This window comes from Alteromonas sp. CyTr2 (genome assembly GCF_947311905.1).
Lineage (GTDB): Bacteria > Pseudomonadota > Gammaproteobacteria > Enterobacterales > Alteromonadaceae > Alteromonas > Alteromonas macleodii.
The window spans coordinates 96,596-120,274 of record NZ_CAMZMZ010000009.1 but is presented as its reverse complement, the minus strand read 5'-3'; the positions used below and the strand labels follow the sequence as shown (position 1 = coordinate 120,274).

21 protein-coding genes are annotated in these 23,679 nt (G+C 44.7%); 12 read left to right on the top strand and 9 right to left on the bottom strand.

Going from position 1 to position 23,679, the window contains the following annotated elements; translation table 11 throughout:
- The first annotated feature begins 182 nt into the window (after positions 1-182).
- Entirely contained in the window at positions 183-1,208 is a 1,026-nt protein-coding gene (locus tag QME20_RS07580) for a transporter substrate-binding domain-containing protein (protein ID WP_281715713.1), read from the top strand.
- 224 nt (positions 1,209-1,432) lie between these two features.
- Here the strand turns inward: QME20_RS07580 and QME20_RS07575 are convergent, their stop codons facing one another.
- Positions 1,433-4,156, bottom strand: a complete 2,724-nt coding sequence (locus QME20_RS07575; RefSeq protein ID WP_281715712.1) for an ATP-binding protein — start codon at positions 4,154-4,156, stop codon at positions 1,433-1,435.
- A gap of 225 nt (positions 4,157-4,381) precedes the next feature.
- Between QME20_RS07575 and QME20_RS07570 the strand changes: the two genes are divergently transcribed.
- From QME20_RS07570 to QME20_RS07555, 4 genes are all read left to right on the top strand, one after another.
- Positions 4,382-4,939, top strand: a complete 558-nt coding sequence (locus tag QME20_RS07570) for a MarR family transcriptional regulator (RefSeq protein WP_014999724.1) — start codon at positions 4,382-4,384, stop codon at positions 4,937-4,939.
- An 11-nt stretch (positions 4,940-4,950) separates the two neighbouring features.
- Positions 4,951-6,324: a cytochrome ubiquinol oxidase subunit I gene (locus QME20_RS07565; RefSeq protein WP_014980453.1), complete on the top strand. Its 1,374-nt coding sequence runs from the start codon at positions 4,951-4,953 to the stop codon at positions 6,322-6,324.
- Between the two features lie 11 nt (positions 6,325-6,335).
- On the top strand, positions 6,336-7,343 hold the full coding sequence (locus QME20_RS07560) for a cytochrome d ubiquinol oxidase subunit II (protein WP_014950934.1): 1,008 nt from the start codon (positions 6,336-6,338) through the stop codon (positions 7,341-7,343).
- Positions 7,344-7,735: 392 nt separating this feature from the next.
- Positions 7,736-7,900 carry a hypothetical protein gene (locus tag QME20_RS07555; RefSeq protein WP_014950935.1) on the top strand — a complete coding sequence of 55 codons (165 nt, stop codon included), beginning with the start codon at positions 7,736-7,738 and terminating at the stop codon, positions 7,898-7,900.
- Positions 7,901-7,941: 41 nt separating this feature from the next.
- Here QME20_RS07555 and QME20_RS07550 read toward each other — a convergent pair whose 3' ends face one another.
- Positions 7,942-8,424: an Lrp/AsnC family transcriptional regulator gene (locus QME20_RS07550; RefSeq protein ID WP_080752387.1), complete on the bottom strand. Its 483-nt coding sequence runs from the start codon at positions 8,422-8,424 to the stop codon at positions 7,942-7,944.
- A gap of 79 nt (positions 8,425-8,503) precedes the next feature.
- Positions 8,504-9,148: a hypothetical protein gene (locus QME20_RS07545; RefSeq protein ID WP_239219267.1), complete on the bottom strand. Its 645-nt coding sequence runs from the start codon at positions 9,146-9,148 to the stop codon at positions 8,504-8,506.
- Between the two features lie 106 nt (positions 9,149-9,254).
- Between QME20_RS07545 and QME20_RS07540 the strand changes: the two genes are divergently transcribed.
- On the top strand, positions 9,255-9,395 hold the full coding sequence (locus QME20_RS07540) for a hypothetical protein (protein WP_239219269.1): 141 nt from the start codon (positions 9,255-9,257) through the stop codon (positions 9,393-9,395).
- Positions 9,396-9,544: 149 nt separating this feature from the next.
- On the opposite strand, the gene QME20_RS07535 is transcribed toward QME20_RS07540, so the two are convergent.
- The 6 genes from QME20_RS07535 to prlC all read right to left on the bottom strand — a co-directional run bounded on the left by QME20_RS07535 (position 9,545) and on the right by prlC (position 16,049).
- A complete protein-coding gene (locus QME20_RS07535; RefSeq protein ID WP_012519905.1) occupies positions 9,545-9,754 on the bottom strand; it encodes a cold-shock protein in 210 nt (69 codons plus the stop codon).
- A gap of 293 nt (positions 9,755-10,047) precedes the next feature.
- A complete protein-coding gene (gene ubiB / locus QME20_RS07530) occupies positions 10,048-11,676 on the bottom strand; it encodes a ubiquinone biosynthesis regulatory protein kinase UbiB (RefSeq protein ID WP_239219271.1) in 1,629 nt (542 codons plus the stop codon).
- A gap of 23 nt (positions 11,677-11,699) precedes the next feature.
- Positions 11,700-12,335 carry an SCP2 sterol-binding domain-containing protein gene (locus QME20_RS07525; protein WP_168533334.1) on the bottom strand — a complete coding sequence of 212 codons (636 nt, stop codon included), beginning with the start codon at positions 12,333-12,335 and terminating at the stop codon, positions 11,700-11,702.
- Positions 12,335-13,132: a bifunctional demethylmenaquinone methyltransferase/2-methoxy-6-polyprenyl-1,4-benzoquinol methylase UbiE gene (gene ubiE / locus QME20_RS07520; protein ID WP_061095989.1), complete on the bottom strand. Its 798-nt coding sequence runs from the start codon at positions 13,130-13,132 to the stop codon at positions 12,335-12,337. The genes QME20_RS07525 and ubiE overlap by 1 nt, the downstream gene beginning before the upstream one ends.
- A gap of 172 nt (positions 13,133-13,304) precedes the next feature.
- A complete protein-coding gene (locus QME20_RS07515; protein WP_281715711.1) occupies positions 13,305-14,006 on the bottom strand; it encodes a DNA-3-methyladenine glycosylase I in 702 nt (233 codons plus the stop codon).
- A gap of 6 nt (positions 14,007-14,012) precedes the next feature.
- Positions 14,013-16,049 (bottom strand): oligopeptidase A, encoded by a 2,037-nt coding sequence (prlC, locus tag QME20_RS07510; protein ID WP_101566077.1) that lies wholly within the window; start codon positions 16,047-16,049, stop codon positions 14,013-14,015.
- Positions 16,050-16,365: 316 nt separating this feature from the next.
- Between prlC and QME20_RS07505 the strand changes: the two genes are divergently transcribed.
- From QME20_RS07505 to QME20_RS07480, 6 genes are all read left to right on the top strand, one after another.
- Positions 16,366-16,926 (top strand): response regulator, encoded by a 561-nt coding sequence (locus QME20_RS07505; RefSeq protein ID WP_014977552.1) that lies wholly within the window; start codon positions 16,366-16,368, stop codon positions 16,924-16,926.
- A 23-nt stretch (positions 16,927-16,949) separates the two neighbouring features.
- A complete protein-coding gene (locus QME20_RS07500; RefSeq protein ID WP_281715710.1) occupies positions 16,950-17,774 on the top strand; it encodes a phosphate/phosphite/phosphonate ABC transporter substrate-binding protein in 825 nt (274 codons plus the stop codon).
- Between the two features lie 10 nt (positions 17,775-17,784).
- Positions 17,785-19,452 carry an ATP-binding protein gene (locus QME20_RS07495; RefSeq protein ID WP_239247449.1) on the top strand — a complete coding sequence of 556 codons (1,668 nt, stop codon included), beginning with the start codon at positions 17,785-17,787 and terminating at the stop codon, positions 19,450-19,452.
- A gap of 70 nt (positions 19,453-19,522) precedes the next feature.
- Positions 19,523-20,830 carry a response regulator gene (locus QME20_RS07490; RefSeq protein ID WP_239219287.1) on the top strand — a complete coding sequence of 436 codons (1,308 nt, stop codon included), beginning with the start codon at positions 19,523-19,525 and terminating at the stop codon, positions 20,828-20,830.
- Between the two features lie 243 nt (positions 20,831-21,073).
- Positions 21,074-22,420: a glutathione-disulfide reductase gene (gene gorA, locus QME20_RS07485; RefSeq protein ID WP_239247445.1), complete on the top strand. Its 1,347-nt coding sequence runs from the start codon at positions 21,074-21,076 to the stop codon at positions 22,418-22,420.
- Positions 22,421-22,509: 89 nt separating this feature from the next.
- Positions 22,510-23,667 (top strand): site-specific integrase, encoded by a 1,158-nt coding sequence (locus QME20_RS07480; protein WP_281715709.1) that lies wholly within the window; start codon positions 22,510-22,512, stop codon positions 23,665-23,667.
- Positions 23,668-23,679: the final 12 nt, after the last annotated feature.

Sequence of the window (23,679 nt, the reverse complement as noted above, 5' to 3'; positions counted from 1 at the left end):
GAAACCGGCTTATCGTCACGAATGACTTTACTCAATAAAAGCTAGTATAAACGTGGACACTACACTCAATATATTGATGTCGCTTACATTTTGTTAATTTAAGCCAGTATGTGTTTATTGGAATTAAGCGACTAACTGCATTACAGTGTAGTAAATGTATGACGGCAGTTCGGAGTTCACCTTTGGTAAGATTCAGCGCGTTCTCGCTCTCTATTTTCACTCAACGTCTTTCTTTATTAGGCATAAGCCTAGCCCTTTGTTGTTTTAATGTTTCGCAATTACATGCCGCCCCTACCAAATTAGGTGCAGCTTCCTTCGAGACCTACATAAGCGACGATGGGGAGCCTGCTCGAGTTAACACACTGCTCGAAAAGGTGTTTCAGAAGGCGGAGTTGGATATCCAACTTCAGGTTATGCGACAAGCTTTTTTGGGCAGTTCTGTACTGACAGGTAAGCTAGACGGTGAATTTGCCTACGTTAATTTGGGCGAGGACAGCAGCAACTATGTTCTATCCGATATCTACTTACCCATTTACCTTTACGCGGTAAGTAAAGAGGCGGACGTTGAGGCAATAAAGCTTTTTCCTCATTTAAAAGACAACCGGGTCGCTATTGAAAATCGCTTTGCGAATACGCCATCATTCAGACTGCTGAAAGATATAAAGTGGTCACGCAACCCCACTACTTTTGATGCATTTCGCCAACTTGCCGACGATAGAGCGCCTTACTTAATTACCACCCAGCTGCTTGCGCGCGAGCTAAACATACTGCTGGCTAACGATAATGAAGAAACCCTCCACTTTTCAGCAAAACCTCTAGCAAAAACCGGATTTCAAATAGCTATCAGCAAAAATGTTGCTAACGCTGAAAGGATTGTTGCGCAATTCAATCAAGCTGTGTCGACAATGCAGAATTCGGGGGAATTGAATCAGCCACTTGAGTTAGCTTGGCTCACCAAAGATGTGAATGGCGATGGCGTTGCCGACTTTATCGGGCACAGCAACATAACTACCACGTCAGACTTGTTAAACACCGCCTATTCCCTTGACGGTAAACCTACGTCTGAAGCCAGCGCGTTTTATATTGACGGGGATAGGTATGCATCGCTTGAGGAAGCGCGTGCTGCCCTTTCCGATAAAGAAAGTTCGTCGCCCCGCGAGTCGCTGTTAGATAAAACCACCTACCAGCTATTACTCCGCCGCTGGTAGATGAATTTTGACTTCAGTGAACTTTAACTTTGAAAGGCATTAAATTAGGTAGAGAAGCACGAAGTCGACTACGCGACTTCTACACTACAAAGCATACCTGTCGTTGCTTAAACTAAATGGCCTATTCAAAGATATGCGTCAGCCTTGTTAACGCTCTATCTTCGCGCTCTATCTTCGTAATACCGCTGATCAAAGGTTGCAAAAAAGACGGGGAGTCGTCTGCGTTAGTGTGACGTTTCTGGCAAGTACATTTCCAGAATAGTCAGCAATTCTTCGCCATCGACCGGCTTTGACACATAGTTGTTAAAGCCAGCTTTAAGTGCTTTAACGCGATCAGATGTATAGGCATAAGCGGTCAGTGCTACGGCATTAAGCTTTGCAATTTCTGGTATTTCACTGGCTCTTATTTTTGAAACTAAACCCAGCCCGTCCATTTCCGGCATACCAATATCCGACAATAGTAGATCGAAGGCTTCGGGCATATCGTTAATTTCTTTCCATGCTAACAGGCCGTTCTTCACAACATTAACTCGCGCGCCGTTGGATTCTAGAAACAGCTTTATGAAATCACGGGCGTCTTGCTCATCTTCTGCGACTAAAATCCGTAAGCCGTTCAAACGCAAAGATTCGGTCAGGTCGCTAATTTCAGAGCTCTTAGTTTCAATAATGTCGTCATGCAAATTAAGCGGCGCAATCGGGAGCGTTACGTAAAACGTTGTTCCCGCATTAAGCCCGTCGCTTTCAGCATAAATTTCACCGCCGTGCATCTCTACTAAACTTTTCACAATAGACAGGCCTAAGCCCAACCCATGTTTGTTGTGCTCGTTTTTGCCTTGATAAAAACGTTCGAAAACATGAGCTAGCTGCTCGCGTGTCATACCTTTGCCATTGTCTTTAACGCGGAAAAGGTAGTTCGAATGCTCTCTTCGACCTCTTACATGCACAGTACCGCCTTTCGACGTGAACTTAAGCGCATTGCTCAACAGGTTATTGATAACCTGTTTTATACGGAGATTGTCACCCAGAATTTGCGTGTGATCGTCTTCGCAATTTATCGATAGCTGAATATTCTTGCTCGCAAACCCAGCCTCAAAAGATTTGGCAACTTCAGATATGGACCCTGCGATATTAAGCGAATGGGTACTGAGCTTCATCGTACCTGAAATAATACGGGATAAATCGAGAATGTCGTTGATCAGTGCTGCCTGAGTTGATGCCGCGCGCTTTATCACGCCAAGGGCATCAGTCATTCTGTCCACATTGCCGACATCCATAAGCGCTAAATCGGTCCACCCCACAATGGAGTTAAGTGGTGAACGTAGCTCGTGAGAAATGCTGGCAAGAAACTGATCTTTCGCTTTATCCAGCTCTTCTAATTTACTAATTTGCTTATCGAGCGACGCTTTTAAGCTTAGCGCGTAAGGTATAAACAGATGATCAAAACCTTCAATGATTAGTTGGTCATCTTCGGTCCACTCTACCGATTCATCAGCGACACTTTGCAAATACATATCAAACGAATTACGAGGAGTAAGAGACTTTCCAATATCTTTTCTGGCTGCATCGCGACCCGCCCAACGAATGGTCTTGTCTTTCTGCTCCCTAAACCAAACCGTGTAGTAGCCCAGTTTTGAAGACACGCAGGAAATATACATGCCTCGAATGCCGTTTAGGTCGCCACTATCTAAAATTTCGTTTGTTAATCGGTTTATAGCAATGGACTGCTCAGAGCCGCTAATGGCAAATTTTTCGAGTAATTTTGCCAAGGTTTTCTCTGTGGGAGTCTTACCAACCAGATAGTTGCCCGTAGGGGTAACCACCGCCATACCGCACGAATCAGCAACATCCAGTAAGTCTCCTTCTTTCTGCGTGATGGCCTCAAGCGGGTTCGTGAATGAAGTAAGCTGATGAACAATATAGTTCAGCTTGCGTTGGCGAATTTGAAATTGCTCTTTCTTTTTATGCAGTGCTTTCGTGTGAAGCTGCCAGGCATAAAGGTGACCTAATGATTCGCAAACTAAACGTTTCTTCTGGTCGATGTAAGCAGGTTCACTGTTGTGGCATGCTAACAATCCCCACAGCTTACCCTCAAAAACAAGCGAAACTGAAAATGAAGAGCGGATCCCCATATTTTTAAGGTAGGCAATGTGCATAGGCGAAACAGAGCGAACCATTGACATTGATAAATCCAATGGCGGACGTTCTGCCTCTTTAACCGAAGGCTTAAGGCCTATAACTTGCTCTTCTACATCGTAGACACAGCGCACTCGATTTTTTAGATACAGTTCACGGGCCTGACTGGGGATGTCCGAAGCCGGAAACTTCAACCCTTTGAATGAGCGAGAATCTGTACTTGCGGCTTCACCAATTACTTCACCACAGTAGGTTTTGTCAAACTGATAAACCATGACCGAGTCGAAACCTATGTATTGCTTAAATACCTGAGCGATAGCATCGGCAACATCGCCTATGGAGTCGCGGTCATCGACATTGGGTAACAATGCGCGAATATCTACATCCATTGGCACCCATTGCTGCGCCGCCTCAAAGCTTAGTTGAGGGGTTGGCTCAAGCTCAATAACTAACAGCCCATTAGAATCGAAGGCAACGCCACTCCCTTCTTTCTCCCAATCTTTGAGATGGAGCGCATTTTCAGCAAACTTCCACTGGTAGGCGTGGCGTACATTTCCGCCTTTTACAGCATCATAAATAGTCTGGAATGTGCGCGCTTCAGGAGTGGGAATGTCAATTAGTTCAGTGATAAGTGTTTCACCGGGAACGACGTCTACTTTGAACATGTCATTAATGTTCTCGCTCACTACCTGAATTTTTTTAGTACTAGGATTGATGGCAATGACATACCCAAAACTCTGCACGCTTTCAATCAAGTGAATTGCTTCATCTTCACAGTTTTGAAGCGTTGTAGGGGTATGGTCAATTGTTTGCATTACTTTGCGCCAAATATCAATAAAGCGAATTTTCGCAGTGTGTTCCTAGACTTACTCTATAAGATACCAATTTTCTATTGAAGAAGCATGTCAAATCATTGCAGCGCTTAATAAGAAGAATATTAAATTTTCAAAAATTCGTACGCAATATCACGAATAAAACTTGTGTTTATTGATCCTAAGCAATAAACTTTCAGTAATTTCTGAAACTTCTGGAAGTCAAAAATGAAAATGACGCCTTTAATTACATCTGCGGTTATGCACTTTGGTGAAATGGGAAGTCGTTGGGGTTTCAACAGAACAGTTGGGCAAATTCTAGCGCTTATTGTTTTAAACGAAGAGCCCATTTCGGCGCAGGAAATTGCGGATGCGCTCAACATATCCAGAGGCAATACCAGCATGGGTTTAAAAGAGCTTCAGTCATGGCGCTTAGTTAAACAGCATCTTGTTCCTGGTGAGAGAAAAGAGTTCTTTATTCCGGCTGGCGATATTTGGACACTGGCCAATAGAGTGTTTGAAGAACGAAGAAAGCGCGAGATAGACCCAACAATGAGTCTACTGCGTGATTTGTTGCTTGACGCACCTGCCAATGAAAAAGAGGCGAATGCACAACATAAACTGAACGAAATTCACGATTTACTCGAATCAATTACGGCATGGTCTGAAGAGCTTCAAAATCTTGGACCTGAAAAGTTAAACACGTTGATGAAGTTGGGTTCTGGCGTGGGCCGTATGCTTGAGCTTAAGGACAAGCTACTTCCGGGGAAAAACAGCGTTAACTAAGGGGGCCTTCTGTGGATGCATTCTTGCTGTCTCGTTTACAATTTGCGTTAAATATTAGTTTTCATATTTTGTTTCCAACCATCACCATGGCGATGGGCTGGTTTCTATTTTACTTTAAGCTGCGCTCTAATATTTCAGGTCACCCTGTGTGGATGCGTATGTATCGCTTTTGGGTACGTGTCTTTGCCCTAAGCTTCGCCTTGGGTGTAGTAAGCGGCGTCACCATGTCATTTCAGTTTGGTACTAACTGGCCTGGATTTATGGAGAAAGTAGGTAATGTGGCGGGGCCACTACTCGGTTATGAGGTACTTACCGCCTTTTTCTTAGAAGCCACGTTTTTAGGCATCATGCTGTTTGGCATACGCCGTGTTCCGAACTGGCTGCATACGGCTTCAACCCTTATTGTTGCACTTGGCACCACTACTTCTGCGTTCTGGATATTAGCCTTAAATAGCTGGATGCAAACCCCGCAGGGTTTTGAAGTGGTCGACGGTGTGGTGTATGCCACAAACTGGAAAGAAATTATCTTTAACCCGTCTTTCCCTTACCGCTTTGTACATATGATGTTAGCGTCTGGACTGACGGCCAGCTTCCTGATAGCTGGGCTTTCGGCCTACCGCATGCTTAAAGGCGACGACAAGCTTGCACCTAAGCTCGCGCTTAAAACCGCCACCTATACGGCGGCAGTGTTAATCCCGCTACAAATTTTTGCTGGTGACATGCATGGTTTAAATACGCTTGAGCATCAGCCTCAGAAAGTAGCGGCGATGGAAGGACTTTGGGAAACCACTGAAGGCGCACCTTTGTTGCTTTTTGCAATTCCTGACGAAGAAAGCAAAGAGAATCATTTTGAAATTCCCATTCCCTATGGTGCAAGTTTAATTCTTACTCACGAACTTAAGGGCGAGATTAAGGGGTTAAATGAGTTTGAAGGAGAGCATCCGCCCGTTGCTCCTGTTTTCTTCGGTTTTAGGGTTATGGTGGGTATGGGCATGTTGATGCTCGCTGTGTCATGGCTTGGCAGTCTTTATCTTATGCGTAACAAAGACTTCCCAATTTGGCTTAAACGCACGTTTGCAGGCATGGCGTTTAGCGGCTGGATTGCTACGTTAGCAGGCTGGTACGTAACGGAAATAGGCCGTCAGCCCTATTTGGTAAGTGGTGTATTAAGAACCGCTGATGCCGTTACCCAGTTACCACCGGCGAATATTGCTCTGTCGTTCACGCTCTATCTTGTTATCTATACGGTGCTTCTAATCGCATACATGGGAACACTTATGTTGATGTGCAGAAGAGCCGTTGAAATTGAAGAGATAACGACGGAAGAGCGCGAAGTTGCCAAGGCAAAAATGCAACCTACTGACCCAGACCCAAGCACGGTTTAAGGAGAGCAAACATGTTTGAAAATGTATCAGCAGAAATGCTCGGAAATATTTATGTGGGTTTACTTGGTCTATCTGTATTGCTGTACGCCATTTTAGATGGCTACGACTTGGGTGTGGGTGTACTTATCCCGCCAAGAACAGAAGCGTTTCGCGATGACATGATAGCCTCCATAGGGCCTTACTGGGATGCTAATGAGACGTGGCTTGTGCTCGCCATAGGTCTACTGCTTATTGCTTTCCCTGAAGCCCATAGTGAGTTTTTACAAACCTTGTACTTGCCTGCAACCTTCATGTTATTAGGGCTTATTTTGCGCGGCGTAGCGTTCGATTTTCGCGCCAAGGTTGTACAGGTGAAAAAGCGTAAGTGGGACATGGTATTCAAATACGGTTCGCTTTTAACCACATTAGCTCAAGGGTATATGTTAGGTATATACGTGACGGGGCTTCGCACAGATATTTGGGCGCAAGGCTTTGCACTTCTCGCTGCATTTGGTGTTACGGCTGCTTATGCGTTTATTGGCTCGTGCTGGTTAATACTTAAAGGCGAAGGTGAGCTTCAACAAAAAGCGTATTACTGGGCCAGAAGAGGTTTAGGGGTACTGGCAGTAGGGATTGTCGCGGTAAGTATCGCAAACCTAACCTTACACGATGACGTGCGAGACTTATGGTTGTCTGCTCCTTGGGGCTATGTGCTTTTCGCTATTCCAGTAGCGTGTTTTGCGCTCTTAGCACTATGTGGTGTGTTGCTTAAAAAACTGCCTGATGCACAAGGGAAAGGCGAATGGCTTCCGTTCTTTATTGCCCTTCTAGTATTTTTACTTTGTTTCACCGCATTTGGCATAAGCTACTATCCGTTTATCATCCCTGGACAGATGACGGTGATGGATGCGCTTAGTGATGCAAGCTCTCTGCGCTTCTTGCTTGTTGGCGTAGTTATTGTTGTACCTATTATTTTGGCTTATACGGCCATGGTATATAAAATATTCTCCGGTAAATCAGAGAAGCTTTCTTACTACTAGCCTTTGTTGATGGGATCGCAACAGATCCCAATTACTTAAAACAATAGTGAACATCATTGAAATTCAATGGTGTTCACTTTCTATTCAGCGCTATACTAAACGCTTTACATTGCGAGTTTCTTGCGGTTCCCGCGGCCTTTCCTGTGCTTGGGGCATTTGCGGTGACCAGTATCACCTACCCACGAACTCGATCTGAAAACCTGCGATCAAAATATGATCCTTTCCCTCGAACAATGTATACCAATGACTAGAGGATGTTTAGCGTTAGCTAGTCTCCCCTTAAGGTGTGATCAAAATTTAAACGTTACTTACCGTTAAATATTTTGTTGACATCAAACTGTAATATTACTATATTTTATTTGGGGCAATTTTTAATAGAAGGAGCCAATACCATGGAAAATGTATTCCATTCGTTCTCACGGTTCTTCAAGCGCGCGCACCCCTACACAGTCGCTCACTATATCGGCCGTAAAAATGCGCAGCGTATCTTAGGATGTAAAATCAAAAAGAAATCCAAGATATTCGCCGACCAGCACGTTGAAGACCAAAATCATTAATTTATATGGGGCCCATCAAACCGGCCCCTTTTTTTTGGATTTTAAATGTGGTTTAACGGTACCGAGGTTGTGTACTTAATCTGCTCCATTGCAAAGCTTGAAGTGACGTCGGAAAATTCTATACCGTTAACCAATCGCTTATAAAAATGATCAAAGCAATCCATATCGGTAACGAGGACTTTTAGCAGGTAATCGTATTCGCCAGACATACGATAACATTCAACAACTTCATCAAATGATGCGGCGTGTTTAGCGAAACTTGCCAGCCACTTTCCATCATGTCTGCCCGCTTTTACTTGCACGAAAACGGTCATGGCCAGCCCCAGGTGTTTTGCTTGCAACAGCGCTACTCGCCTAGAGATTATGCCCTTCTCTTCTAGCTTTTGAATACGTCGCCAGCAGGGCGTTACCGTAAGCCCAACTTGCTCAGCGATTTCTGCGACAGGCGTGTCAGCGTTATTCTGTAGCATGGCCAAAATGGCTTTATCTATTGTGTCTATACCGCTTATTTTTTCACTACGCATAGTGAGATGTTGCCCTTTATTTCCATGTTCTTAGTTTTTCAGCGAATTACGTCAGGCGCTTTACTTTTATGGAGGCTATTTAAAGCCACCAAGGCTGATTAAAGTCAACATTTTCTGGTGTAATTTCGTACTGAAAGGGAGGCGTGAATACATCCCAAAATGCATCCCGCAAGTCCTCGTCTATTATGCTAAGTTTACCTGCATCGCGATAGCGAGATAGCAGTGTATTGTAAGCGTCAATCGGCATTTGCGGGTTAGACTGGCGAAAGATAACACGCCCTCCAAATTCTTCATACATCGCTTTTTCTGTTTGAAACTGCATAACCTGCTTGGTCGCTATCTCTTTAATAGGTTTCGTGGTCGTTTCACTTGAAACCTGACCTTCAAACTTCTCGATAAACTTGCTTACCAGTGTTTGATTAACAGTTATGCCTTTTTGTTTTGCATAGTCCTCTAAAACAAGCTCATAAATTCTGTTAGACGCATTTACACGGACCACATAATCAAGCATACCTGCGTAATTGTCTTTCGCTTGCTGCTTCAAGTTTTTACGTTCTTCTTCACTAGGCACGACATCTGCCATTCGGATTTCGGTATTAAGCACCATTGCTAAAACACCCTGCTCATCAACTTGTCCATTTGCCTGAGCAGCATAAGCAAGGTTTGAACTAAGAATAAGTAGCGCGGTGGCCAATGAAGATCGAATAGTTGATGTCTTGCGCATTAAGCACTCCCTGTAGACGTATTTATCGCCGCGATTACGAACACTTTGAGTCTCGCCGAGTGGGTAATTAACTGTGCGGACTGGTATTACCCAAATGGGCGTTGTAATGAGTAAAGCATTAAACGCTATGACTACGCAATACCGTGGCGTATTGATATTAGGAATATGCTGCGAGCTTCAAATTTATTGGGGTGAACGAGTGCTTATGTGGTGTAGCCGAGAGAGAAAAGCGATAGCTACGCAGTAGACTAGCTATTGATGAAAAGCGTTATTCGTTGAACATGAAATATACCGAAGCGGTATGGACTAAAAGCTTTGTCGCGCATTAAGTGTGGGTGTAGAAATACAGACATTAGAAAGAAAAACAGCGGTCAAATGACCGCCGTTTTTGAATTCTTAGATAGCTTGCACGTTAGCAGCTTGAAGACCTTTTTGACCTTCTTCAACTTCAAATTCTACTCGCTGACCTTCTGGAAGCGTTTTGTAACCGTCAGAGATGATCGCACGGAAATGAACGAATACGTCCTTACCGCCGTTATCTTGAGTTAGAAAACCGTAACCTTTATCAGCGTTGAACCACTTAACTGTGCCTGTAACTTTAGACATGTCGTATAGACCTCAAATATCGTATTAAATTGCGCATAAGCGCGTGTAACTAAGTTCTTTAGAGTCTTTAAATTGGCGGAGTATTGGGTCTTACTTACGAATGGACAAACAACTTACAACAAATTACCGGGTAACTCGAGTGGTTTAACATATAGCAAATAATACAAAATCGCGTCTATTTAAAGACTTTGGCTTAGAGCCATAGCCACTATAACACTCTTCGGGACGATTACTATACAAATTAATTGATAAACTACGGATTTCATAAATATTTCACCGCAGCGTAACAAAAATTAATGCCCTTTCCGCCAGGCCAAATACCAGCAAATTGCGCCAATTACACCTGTACTTGCAGGGAAATACCATGATAAATCGTACATTGGCAGTATTGCTGTCATTAACACAAAAGTGGCGCCCACTACGCTTAAATGAGTGGTCTGAGTTGTTTTCTTTTGCTCTTGGAGCAGTGCCAAATGTGCCCTTTGTTGTTGCAATGGCAAGCGCTTCATCTGCTGTAAACTGTCGTACAGCAGATCTGGCATTTCAGGTAGTTTTTCAGACCAGAAAGGTAAGTTGTCTTTCACCTTCCCCATCATGGCGGTAAAGCCAATCTGCTCTTTCATCCAGTTTTCAAGAAACGGCTTAGCGGTTTTCCAAAGGTCGAGCTGAGGATACAACTGACGGCCTAATCCTTCGATATACAGCAATGTTTTTTGCAGTAGCACAAGCTGTGGCTGAACCACCATATTGAAACGTCGTGCTGTATTAAAAAGCTGTAGCAACACGTTACCAAAGGATATTTCTGCTAATGGCTTTTGAAATATCGGCTCACATACGGTTCGAATGGCCATCTCGAACTCATCGATATTGGTATCTTGCGGTACCCAGCCTGAGTCGGCGTGAAGCTGCGCGACTTTGCGATAGTCGCGGTTGAAGAAGGCAATAAAGTTCTCAGCCAGATAGCGCTTGTCTTCACGGTTGAGCGTACCCACAATGCCAAAATCGATGGCGATATATTTGGGGTTTTCAGGGTGTTCGGTAGATACAAAGATATTGCCCGGGTGCATGTCTGCATGGAAAAAACTGTCGCGAAATACCTGAGTGAAGAATACTTCCACACCGCGCTCGGCCAATTTTTTCATATTGGTATTTTGGGTAAGTAATGCGTCTATATTTGAGATTGGCAGACCGTAAATACGCTCCATAACCAACACATTATTGCGGCAATAGTCACTGTAAATTTTAGGTACATAAAGCGCGTCTGAACCTTCAAAATTACGCCCTAACTGAATACCGTTTGCAGATTCACGCAGTAAATCCAGCTCATCAACAATGGTCTTGCGGTATTCCACAACCACTTCTACAGGACGCAGTCGTTTGCCATCAGGAAGCCAGCGTTGAAGCACGTTAGCCAAGCTAAACAATAGCTCCATGTCCGCCACGATGGTATCGCGAATATCTGGGCGCAACACCTTTACCACAACGTCTTCATTGTTAAGCTTTAACTTTGCCGCGTGAACTTGGGCGATAGAGGCAGACGCCAGCGGCGCCTTTTCAAATTCACTGAATAATTCACTTAAGTCAGAAAGTCCCAACGCTTGCTTGATAATGTCTTGTGCAGCGTCAGATGAAAACGGCGGAACTTTGTCTTGTAAACGGGCAAGTTCGTTAGCAATGGCAGGGGGAAGCAAGTCTCGGCGGGTAGAGAGCATCTGGCCGAATTTAATAAAAACAGGCCCAAGATTTTGTAGTGCAAGGGTAATACGCTCGCCGGCTGACTTGCCCTTGTGCTTGTTTCGCACCCAAAAAATGGTATGACGCATAGCCCGCGCGTACCAGGGTAACCACTTTGCTGGAATAAGTTCGTCTAAGCCGTGTTCCAACAATACCTTGTTAATTCGGTATAACCTAACAATACGCATTTATGAGCCTGTTTCTCTCAATCTTACTTAAATTTTTCTTCTAGGCGGCGCAGTCTCGCATCAGCACTTTCTGCTCGATCGCGAAGCGCATTAACTTCGTCACTAAAGTGCATAACCGCCAGCTTGTGTGCAGCAAGCTGCTTTTCTTCTACTACGGCGTTGCCGAATACCTTCGCCATGGACGCTAGCGCTGACATCGACTTCTCATGCACGGTTTTCACCGTTTTCACGGTCTGATGGGCAATAACATCGTTGGTCTTTTGTGCCAGCAACTCTTCAATGTCGATATCGAGCTGCTGAAACAAGGCACTGACCTGCTGAGCAACATAGAGCTCTCCTTCCAAAAAGAGGGCCTTTTGCTGAATAAGACGAGTCAACTGGCTGGTTTCTTTTAACTCTGGCAAGGTTTGTAGCGACGTTTTAATACAACAGTCTTTCGGCCCAAGGGACGCGACGGCGTCTTCAAACGAGCCTTGTTCGCTGAGTACGTCAATACGGTCAGAAAACGACAGCGTAATACCATAAGGAAGCGGCGAAATGAACGCGGTAAGCCTGGCGCCAGCAAGCGCTTTTAGCCTTACTTCGCTGTCTTCGTCTAAAGACAGCAACTTGTTTAAAACCGATTCAGCCGTTGCGGTAACCAGCGCAGAAGTAGGCATTAAAACTTATAACCTCTATGTAGCGCTACAATACCGCCAGTCAGGTTTTGGTAATCACATTGCTCAAAGCCAGCCTGCTCGAACATCCCCTTCAAGGTTTCTTGATCTGGGTGCATACGTATGCTTTCCGCAAGGTATTGGTAGCTTTCTGCATCGTTCGCCACTAGCTGACCCATTTTTGGCAAAATGTGAAACGAGTACATATCGTAAAGTTTGCTGAGCTGCTCTGACGTAGGCTTAGAAAATTCCAATACCAGTAAACGGCCGCCTGGTTTTAACACGCGAAAAATAGAATTAAGCGCGTTTTGCTTTTCCGTTACGTTGCGAAGGCCGAATGCCATGGTCACCACATCAAAATGATTGTCGGGGAAAGGCAATGCTTCCGCGTCAGCTTGCACATAATCGATATTGCTTACCAAGCCGCGATCGCGCAGCTTATCTCGGCCTACTTTCAGCATAGACAAGTTGATATCGGCAAGGGTTACACGCCCAGTCGGGCCTACCAAACGTGAAAACTTAGCGGTTAAATCGCCAGTACCACCGGCAATATCCAATACTCTATTACCCGCGCGAACACCGCTGCAGTCTATTGTGAAACGCTTCCATAAACGATGCACTCCCATCGACATAAGGTCGTTCATTACGTCGTACTTTGCTGCAACAGAGTCAAAAACATTAGCAACTAAAGAGGCTTTTTGCCCTTTATCCACCTGTTTGAAACCAAAGTGCGTTGTGTGCTCAGTAGCATTGTCGATTGCAGAGTCTGCTTGCGTAGCGGGAGTTTGATTGTCGCTCATGACAGTCCTGTAATTTGAATATTTTTATTAATGCCGAAGTGTATAGGATTGTGTGCTCAAGCAAAAGCTTTATGCCTGACTGTCTCCTGATGTAAATCAAGCCTTTGGCCTTTACAAAAGCGGAGCCTGCAAGGCACAAGCTCGCTTGTTTAGAAGACTAGAGCAGCTTGCTCTACGCTACCTGATTGTTTGTGCCCCAACTATAGGCAACAATGGCACTGATCTCTTGCAAAGAACGGCCGCTTTCTTCATGCCACTGCGCAAATGCCGCATTGGCCGCCGACAGCGACTTTTTCGAGGTTAAGCCACCGTCGATAATTTCATTCTTTCGCAAGTAATCTTCCACGTCACGAGAGAATAAAAACGTGTCTATACCTAGCGCACGAAGCATGTAGGGGCCGGTGTTGCCACCTAATCGCGCACCGCGTTTTTTCAAAAACGCCCAAAGCTCAGTGATATTGTCTTTTTCAAAGCCTGCTACGAACTTACCGAAGCTACCGCGCTCCAGGGCTACGTCTTTGATCATCATGGCATTGTCACGCACTGTCATCACTTTTTTATAGTTGCGAACAATGCGCTTATCTGACGCTTTTTGCTCTAGCATTTCATCGGGCATCAACAACACTTTATCAATGTCGAACCCGAAAAATACGGTTTCAAAGTCGGGCCATTTTTGCTCGATAACTCGCCACACGAAGCCCGACTGGAACACTTTTTTGGTCATCGCCGCTAAAAAGCGGTCGTCAGGAATTGCTTCAATTTGCGCTTTAGAAAGTGGCGCTTGGAGCATGGCTTCAAGCACCCTTTCACCGCCTTTGCGCTCGCACGCTCGGCGGTAGATAGATTGAAAAGACTCTAACTTAGACTCTTTCATGTGTGCCTAGCCTTTAATACCGCTGTGACGAAGCAAAGCGTCAACTTGGGGCTCGCGCCCTCTAAAAGCAACAAACAAGTCCATAGGAGGCTTACTACCGCCCATTTCTAAAATGTTTTCTAAGAACGCTTTGCCCGTATCGCGGTTAAAGATGCCATCCTCTTCAAACTTGCTGTACGCGTCGGCAGAAAGCACCTCGGCCCACTTATAGCTGTAATAGCCCGCTGCGTATCCACCAGCAAATATGTGACCAAAGCCGTTTTGGAAACGGTTAAACGATGGAGGAATGACCACGGCCACCTCTTCACGCACTTTATCCAATGTGCCCTGTACGTCTACCTCACTGCCTTTTTCGCTATGCAGTAAGAAGTCGAAAAGACTGAATTCAAGCTGGCGTACCATCTGCATCGCTGACTGGTAATCCCGTGCAGCAAGCATACGCTCCAGTAAATCAGCAGGAAGCGGTTCGCCAGTTTCATAGTGACCAGAGATAAAGTTAAGCGCGTCTTCTTCCCAGCACCAGTTTTCTAAAAACTGACTTGGCAGTTCAACCGCATCCCATGGCACACCGTTAATACCGGACACACCAGCTACGCGCATTTTAGTAAGCATGTGATGGATCCCATGACCAAACTCATGGAACATGGTCACCACTTCATCGTGGGTAAATAGCGCTGGCTTATCCCCTACAGGTGCGTTGAAATTACAGGTAAGGTACGCAACGGGTAGCTGCAATTCGCCATTCATTTTTTCACGACGAACTCGACATTCATCCATCCACGCGCCGCCACGCTTTTTAGCTCGTGCGTATAAGTCTAGGTAAAAGCTGCCGCGCATCACATCAGCATCGTCAGTAATGGTGAAGTAACGTACATCTTTATGCCATGTATCAATGCCAGGCTGCTCAATAATTTTTAAGCCGTACAGGCGATGTACAACTTCGAATAAACCAGACAGCACTTTATCTTCAGGGAAATAAGGCCGAAGCATTTCATCAGAAATCGTGTACTTTTCCTGTTTCAGTTTCTCGCTGTAATACGGTAAATCCCATGCCGCTAGCTCGCTGACACCATGCTTGTCTTTCGCGTACGCTCGTACTTCTTCAAGCTCTTTCTCTGCCTGAGGCTTAGACTTAGCCGCCAAATCACGTAAGAAACCGATGACCTGATCGGTAGAATCCGCCATTTTAGTCGCTAGTGAACGCTCTGCATAACTTGAAAAGCCTAACAATTCAGCCAGTTCAGTACGCAGCGTTAAGGTCTCTTTGATTATATCGGTGTTATCCCACTTACCCGCATTAGGGCCTTGATCGGACGCTTTTGTTGCATAGGCGCGATACATTTCTTCGCGAAGTTCGCGATTATCGGCGTAAAGCATGACTGGCAAATAAGACGGAATGTCTAATGTAAACAACCAGCCCTGTAAGTCTTTTTGGTGCGCAGCTTGCGCCGCTGCTTCAAGGGCTGACTCTGGCATACCGGCAAGTTCAGCCTCATCGGTAATGTGTTTAGTCCAGCCCATAGTGGCGTCCATCACATTATTGGAAAAGGTTGACGATAGCTCGCTAAGCTTTGCCTGGATCTCTGCAAAACGCTTCTTTTGCTCTGCGGGAAGCGCTACGCCTGACAATGTGAAATCGCGAACGGCGTTTTCAATCACTTTCTGCTGCTCTTCGCTTAAGGTCGCAAATTCGTCAGACGCTTTAAGGGAAGCGTAAGCATTGTAAAGGCCTTCGTGCTGGCCTACCCAAGTTCCATATTCAGATAGTAATGGCAAACACGCATCGTGAGCTTCACGCAATTCATCGCTGCTCACTACACTATTCATATGCGAAACGGGTGAAAATATTTTACTTAAACGATCATCGGCCTCTTCAAGGCGCAGCACTAAATTCTGGTAAGAGTAATCTTTCGACGCCACGACCTCTTCTATTTCGCTTTTGCACGCCGCAATGGCTTTTTCAATTGCAGGCTTAATAGAGGCAGGTTCAATAGCAGAAAAAATTGGTAGACCATCTACCATTTCAATTGCAGGGGTTGTCATAATCTTTTTCACTCTTAACACGTTGATAGAATAATGATGGGGCTTCGCTGATTAAAAGCAAGCTATTGTTTTAGCCACTGTTGACCTATTTTGAACTTACTTGCCGTCAACGTGCATGGATCATGATTATTGCCTATATTTACGAATTCAATGAATGCCGCTGCACCGTTTTTCTTAATGCCCCTCATAAAAACTGAACAACACAGTCAGCTCCGCCAAGCTCTGTCACAAATGTCACATTTCATCCTTTTGTCTACTTTGTCCCTTCGCTGTTCAGCGTCTATAATTTCGATTAATAAATCTACAAGGCATAGATATGAAAACGTTGACCTCAGGCGAAATAGCCTCATATTGCGATGTAAATCTGCGCACCGTAATTCGATGGATCGAAAGCGGCAAGCTGAAAGGCTTCAAACTTCCTGGGCGTGGAAACAACAGAGTATTAGTAGAAGATTTTGTCGCCTTTCTTGAACGACACGACATGCCAATTCCCGATTCATTGAAAGGCATTGCCACGCCCTCAATATTAATTGTTGACGATGAAATGCCAGTTGCCAAGTCTATTCAGCGCGTGGCCAGACGGGCGGGTTATGAGTCGTATATCGCTACAGGCGGCTTCCAAGCGGGGATTATGCTGAGCCAATACGAGCCCAAAGTCATGACCCTCGATTTAAGTATGCCAGGCATGGACGGTTACAGCGTTATCGAATTCACGCGAGATCAAAGTAAATATAAAGATCTCAAAATTGTGGTCATATCGGCACTCGATGAAATTAGCCTGGAGCGCGCGCTTGAGATAGGGGCTGATGCCACCTTACAAAAGCCGTTCTCAAATCATGACTTAACAATGGTCCTTGAGCAGTTTATGTCGATGTAAATCGATTTAAAGGGAGTGACATTATGGCTTGGTTATCGCGATTCGCTCTTTTAAGTTTGCTTGTAGGTGTTTGCGCATTACCGACAAATGCTAAACCCCTTACTTTTGCTGTTGTACCTCAGCAGTCTGCCAAGAAAATGGCTGAAACATGGCAACCCTTAATCGACTATGTGAGCAATTACACCGGTTTTAAGATTGATTTTAAAACTGCAAAAGACATTCCCACCTTCGAGGCTAATCTCGCCGACGGCAAATATGATATTGCCTACATGAACCCCTACCACTTTGTGGTCTTTAATGAATCTGCGGGATACCGCGCGCTTGCGCGCCAACGCGATAAAGAAATTCGCGGCTTACTTGTTGTACATAAAGACAGCCCCATACGCTCTCTGGATGACTTAAGCGGTACCGAAGTAGCCTTCCCAGCGCTAGCTGCGTTTGCTGCCACAATTATCACAAGCGCTCACTTGCGGATGAAAAGCATTGCTTTTGTACCGCGCTACGTCAATTCTCATGACTCTGTGTACCTCGCAGTACAAAGGGGCTTTTTCAATGCTGGGGGTGGCATTGTCCGTACGCTTAACAGTTCACCTGACGACGTTAAACAAGAATTACGTGTCCTTTGGAAGAGCAAAGGTTATACGCCTCATGCTATCGCAACCCATCCAAATATGGCACTCGCTGACAGACAAGCTATTCTTAATGCATTACTTGCTTTGTCGAATGACACAAGTAAGTCTTGGATTTTAAAAGGTATTGGATTTAACGGCTTTATAGCGTCAAACGACAGTGATTGGGACGACGTGAGAGCATTGGGAATAGCATCGCTATCGAGGCCGTATTTATGAGTAGACTCGTATGAAACTTTCGTTGCGTATAAAAACAATAACAGGCATCGCATCAATAGCAGCGCTTTTGCTGCTAGTGCTCATTGTGACGGTGTTTCAGCTACTTAATGACCTTGTCGACAGTAATATAAAGAAGTCAGCCGACACCACAGTTGCCCTTTTTGTTTCGACGACAAAAAATGCCTTTTTAAGTTATGACCTTGCAGCTCTAGATGCCGACGTCTCAGAAATTCTTACCAACCCCAATATTGCTTACGTCAAAGTTAAAGACAAATTAGGCAGAGTTTTCGTAGAAAAGGGTAACACCAACGCACTAAACCGCCCTTTTACTGCCGACACAAGTGTTTCGGACGCTGATGATGGTATTTACAACACCCGAGCCCCCATCATGGTGAACAGGACTTTGTACGGATATGTAGAGATTGGGCTTAACATTGCTTCAGTAACTGAATCTGTATCAAGGGTGAGAAACTGGACAGTTACACTGGCTTTTCTAGAATTTATTTTGGTCGGATTGTGCTCTTACTTACTTGGTTCTTACCTGATGTCGCAGCTTCATCAATTACACGAAGGCGCTAAACGTTTAGGTGATGCAGTGAAAAACAACAGCTATCAAGATGTTTTTGTTCCCGTGCGCGGCACTGATGAGTTAAGCGAACTGGCAGAGGCATTTAATCAACTGGTTGAGCGTTTAAAAGAAGAACATGCGCAGCGTCAATACGCGCAAGATGAGCTTAAAGAGCTTAACACGCTACTTGAAGAAAAGGTTCAGGATAGAACCGCATTGCTGCATCAGAAAAACTATCAACTCCAAGAGGCCAATAAAGATCTAAAAGAGACCCAGGTACAACTACTTCAAGCTGAGAAAATGGCGTCAGTTGGCCAGCTAGCAGCGGGGGTCGCCCATGAAATTAACAATCCTGTCGGTTTTGTCAGCAGCAACATATCCACCTTAAGCGAGTACGTTGCTACCTACCAAATGACATTCTCACAAATTAACGCGGTGCTTAATGAGCAAGACGAGGGTAAGCGTGCTTCTGCCTTATCAGAACTAGAAAAAATGTTAGCTAATCAGGATATGGCGTTTATCAATGAAGATATCACCGACCTCCTCAGCGATTCGAGAGACGGTTTAAGTCGGGTTGCTGAAATTGTAAAAGGGTTAAAGCTATTCTCTCGTGTAGACAGTGACCACATGCAGCAGCACAACATTAATGATTGTGTACGCACTACCCTTGCCATGGTGAACAACCAATTAAAGTATATTTGTACTGTCGAAACGCATTTAGGCAAAGTCCCTGACGTTGCCATGAATGTAGGCAAGGTTTCTCAGGTTGTTACCAACTTACTCATTAACGCGGGTCAAGCGATAGAGAGCACGGGTAAGAACGGTAAGATAACTATTACCACCTGTACTGCGGGCAAGTTTGTCGAGCTTCGTGTAGAAGACACTGGCTGCGGTATTCCATCAAGTCATTTAGACAAACTCTTCAATCCATTTTTTACAACTAAACCTGAAGGGCAAGGCACTGGCTTAGGTCTTTCAATTTCGTTTGGCATTGCTCAGGAGCATGGCGGCACGCTCTCAGCCACCAGCAAAGAGGGGGAAGGAAGCGTATTCACCTTAGCGCTCCCCATTAATTCAGATTCAGATAAAAAGTCAGAGAGCGAAGGATGAAGCAAGTAATAGTGTTATCAAGCAGCATTGCGTGTAATAGTTGTAACGTCGCTTATAAGGATAATAATTCATGACAGAGCGTACTACGGAACAAGCCACGACCTACACGGTTCTATTTGTCGACGACGAACCGAATATCCTTCGCGCTATTAAGCGTGCTCTGTTCACTATGGATATCACCTTACTGCTTACTGATAGTGGTGCCAAAGCGTTAGATTTAATGAGTAAACACGATGTTCACGTTGTTATTTCTGACATGAAAATGCCGCAGATGTCAGGTGCGGAATTACTCGAACAGGTCGCTACCAATTATCCTGAAACCTTTAGAGTTGTACTAACGGGCTATGCCGACATTGAATCGACCATTAAGGCTGTAAACCAAGGCAAGATACACCGTTACCTGCAAAAGCCATGGGACAACCAAGAGCTTATCGCTGTTGTAGAAGAAGGCTTAGAACGCGTTAAGTTAAAGGCGGAAAACCTTCGTCTTCAAAAACTAACACGACTGCAAAATAAAAAGCTACGCGACGTAAATGCTTCACTAGAACAAGTGGTTAAAAAGCGCACGCGCCAAATAAAAGCGGCGCTAAATAAAATCGAAAAACACAACCTTGCAATGGAGCAGGTGCTGTTCAACGTGATAAGCATTAACCCTGACATTAATGGTAAGTTTGCCATTGAGGTTAGCGAGTTGGCATCAAAACTAGCGCGTATTGCTCGGTTAGAGAAAGAAGAAATCAAACAGGTGCGTTATGCGGGCCTTATCTGCGAGCTTGGGTTACTAGGGCTTGAAAGCGAAGATTTTAAGGCGCCATTTTCAAAGCTTAAATATCAACAGCAGCAAAACTATCTATCGCAAACCAAGCAGGCTGCGTTAATACTTGCTCCGGCGCACGAACTACATCAAGTTTCTGACATTATTGAATTTCAGTTCGAGCACTATAATGGCTCAGGCTTGTATAACAAAGTTGCAAAAGAAATTCCTGCTGGCGCGCGTATCTTGGCCATAGCCCGAGATTACTGGCGCTTAGTAACCGGCAGAATGAGCGGTATCGAAATGAGCCCTCGCGATGCCAAACTAGAAATGAAAAAGCACAGAAACACCCGCTATGACGGTGAATTTTTGGACCTGTTGCTCGAAGCAGAAGATGTAACGACATCTAAACTGCTTTCTACATCATTGAAAGCCTCGCAGCTCAAAGCAGGCATGGTACTAGCCCAAAATTTGTATAACGATAGTCACATCCTTATCCTTCCTGAGGGACATGTGTTTAGTGATGCCACCATTCAAAAACTCGTACACTTTGAAGAAGAACGTGGAAAAGCGTTTAGTATTCAAATAGAACCAGAAGAGCTTTCTGCTACTATAAGTGAATAAGCTTTAAAAGTTTCGTGCTGAAAGCAGGATGAGCGATGCATAATATGCTTCGCTTTGTCTTAGCCTTTTAATTAGGCTGCACTGTCCCCATTGATAAACTAAATGAAATTCCCTAAAGCAAATCTCGGTCTTTTAATCACTCTTTATGACAAGACCGATAGAGAATGATTTGCTGTGCGAACCTACCGAAGGCATCTATGCTTATCGTTTATGTTCGCCTAACCGACAAAGAAGGCTTTTTGAATGACACATTTTGATTATATATGTATTGGCGGTGGCAGCGGTGGTATCGCATCTGCAAACCGTGCAGCTAAACACGGAAAGAAGGCCGCCATCATTGAAGCGAAAGATATTGGCGGTACTTGCGTGAACGTTGGCTGCGTGCCTAAAAAAGCCATGTGGTACGGAGCACAGGTGGCTGAAGCCATACATCGCTATGCACCTGAATACGGGTTCGATTTGTCGGTAAATCACTTTAGCTGGGACAGCCTGATTGCCAGCCGCCAGGCTTATATTGAGCGTATTCATGCTTCTTACGACCGCGCTCTTACCGCAAATGACGTTACCTTAATTCGCGGTTTCGCGAAGTTTATCGATAACAACACGGTAGAAGTCAACGGCGAAAAGTACACGGCTGATCATATTACGATTGCTGTAGGCGGCCGCCCAATCATCCCAGATATTAAAGGTGCTGAGTACGGTATTGATTCTGATGGTTTCTTTGCCTTAAAAGAGCAGCCGAAGCGCGCTGTCGTGGTTGGCGCAGGCTACATTGGAGTGGAATTAGCCGGCGTTCTTCACGCCCTTGGCACAGAATCGCATCTGGTAGTTCGCAAACACGCTCCGCTTAGAAATTTCGACCCTATTATTCACGAAACTTTGGTTGACATGATCCACGCTGAAGGTTGCAAATTGCACGACCATGCTAGCGTAGAGAAAGTGGAAAAAGCTGACGATGGCGAGCTATCAGTACACTTAACCAATGGCGAAGTGTTAAAAGCTGACTGCTTGATTTGGGCGATTGGCCGTAAACCCTCTACCGACAAAATTGATATTGAAAATACCGACGTTGAACTGAACGACAACGGCACGGTTAAGGTCGACAAATATCAAAACACCACGGCAAAGAATGTCTACGCGGTCGGTGATATTACCGGTGAAGCAGAGCTTACTCCAGTGGCAGTTAAAGCAGGTCGCTTGCTAAGCGAACGCTTATTCAACGGCCAAAAAGACGCTCACATGGATTATTCAATGATTCCAACCGTGGTCTTTAGTCATCCACCCATTGGCACTATTGGCTTAACCGAGCCAGAAGCTATTGAAGAATACGGTGAAGACAACGTTAAAGTGTACACCTCTAGTTTTGCGTCTATGTACACCGCGGTAACCCGCCACCGCCAAATGACAAAGATGAAGCTGGTATGCGCGGGTAAAGACCAAAAAGTGGTAGGTCTTCACGGTATTGGGCACGGCATGGATGAAATTCTGCAAGGCTTCGCCGTTGCCATAAAAATGGGCGCGACTAAAGCTGACTTTGATGCGTGTGTAGCTATTCACCCTACCAGTGCAGAAGAGTTTGTTACTATGTAGATCGCGTTCTGGAATGTTAGACTGTAGCTGAGCACTTTCTGGAAAATGTACTACCCTTTAGAAATTCTTAGATTCATTCGGGGTAGTACATGACTTACGTGATTCAATCAAATCCCTTCTCTGTGCTTCCCCTTTCGGTACCCAATAGTGGGCATATTAAGCTGGAAGGTATCCCAACTTTTTACTATTCAAACCACGAATATATTACACCTGTAAATCTTTGGATAAATCATCTAGTCAACTACAGGAAGGCGAAAGATTTAAACTCCACGGTTCGTGCTTTAAAGCGCTACTTTAATTTCTTGGAAGAAAACTCATTATCTTGGGATAAATTTCCGACTGCTAAATATTTAAGACCTACCTATAGGTTTAGAAACGATAATTTACTAACAAACGCAAGGCTAGGACAAATCCAGTTCTCTACGGCATCTCTTTACATGAGGCATGTCGTAAAGTTTTACGAGTGGTGTATTCACCAAAAATTTCTTAACGTTAACGAATCCGGTAAACCATTTGACTACGAGATGGTGAAAATCAGAAACACCAGAATGATGAATCATCTTAACCCTCATTACATTGTCAGTAGCACGGACCTTCGCGTAAAAGTTCCTTTAAAAGAGCGAGTGCAATCACTCAATCCGCTATCAAAAAATGAGCTAGAGCCCTTTGCGAAAGCACTCTCCACGTTCAACATAGAGTTTATAATCCATCAACTCTTGCAAGTACAATCAGGTTTGAGATTACAGGAAGCATGTACTTTCCCATTATGTTTAGCGTGGGAACTTGAGTTTTCCGATAAATCAGAAGTGAAAATTGGTCCGATGAATGGTGTAGCTACAAAGTATGGAAAAGAAAGAAAAGTCGAAATCTCTCCCAGCCTCAGAGCTCTACTTGTTGGCTATGCAAAATCAAAAAGGCGCAGGCTAAGGCTCAAAAAGAACAATAGTTCATTTTTGCTAGTCTCGAAATCAGGTGCTCCATTTAGTCCTAACAACGTTCAGCAATCGTTTAGAAGATTAAGAAACGCTGTTGAGCGTGAAACGTCTTCGCTATTTTCTCATACCACTCATGACCTCAGAGCCACGTACTGTACGTACCGCCTTGCATCGCTTTTAGAGATAGGGATGCAAAAAGACGCAGTAACACAAATGATGGCATGGATGGGACACAGTAGTGAAGCAACAACTTGGAAGTACGTCGACTTCTTGGAGCGTAAAAAAACGTTAGAGAAGCAGCAAGCTTTCTAGATACCATTCTTG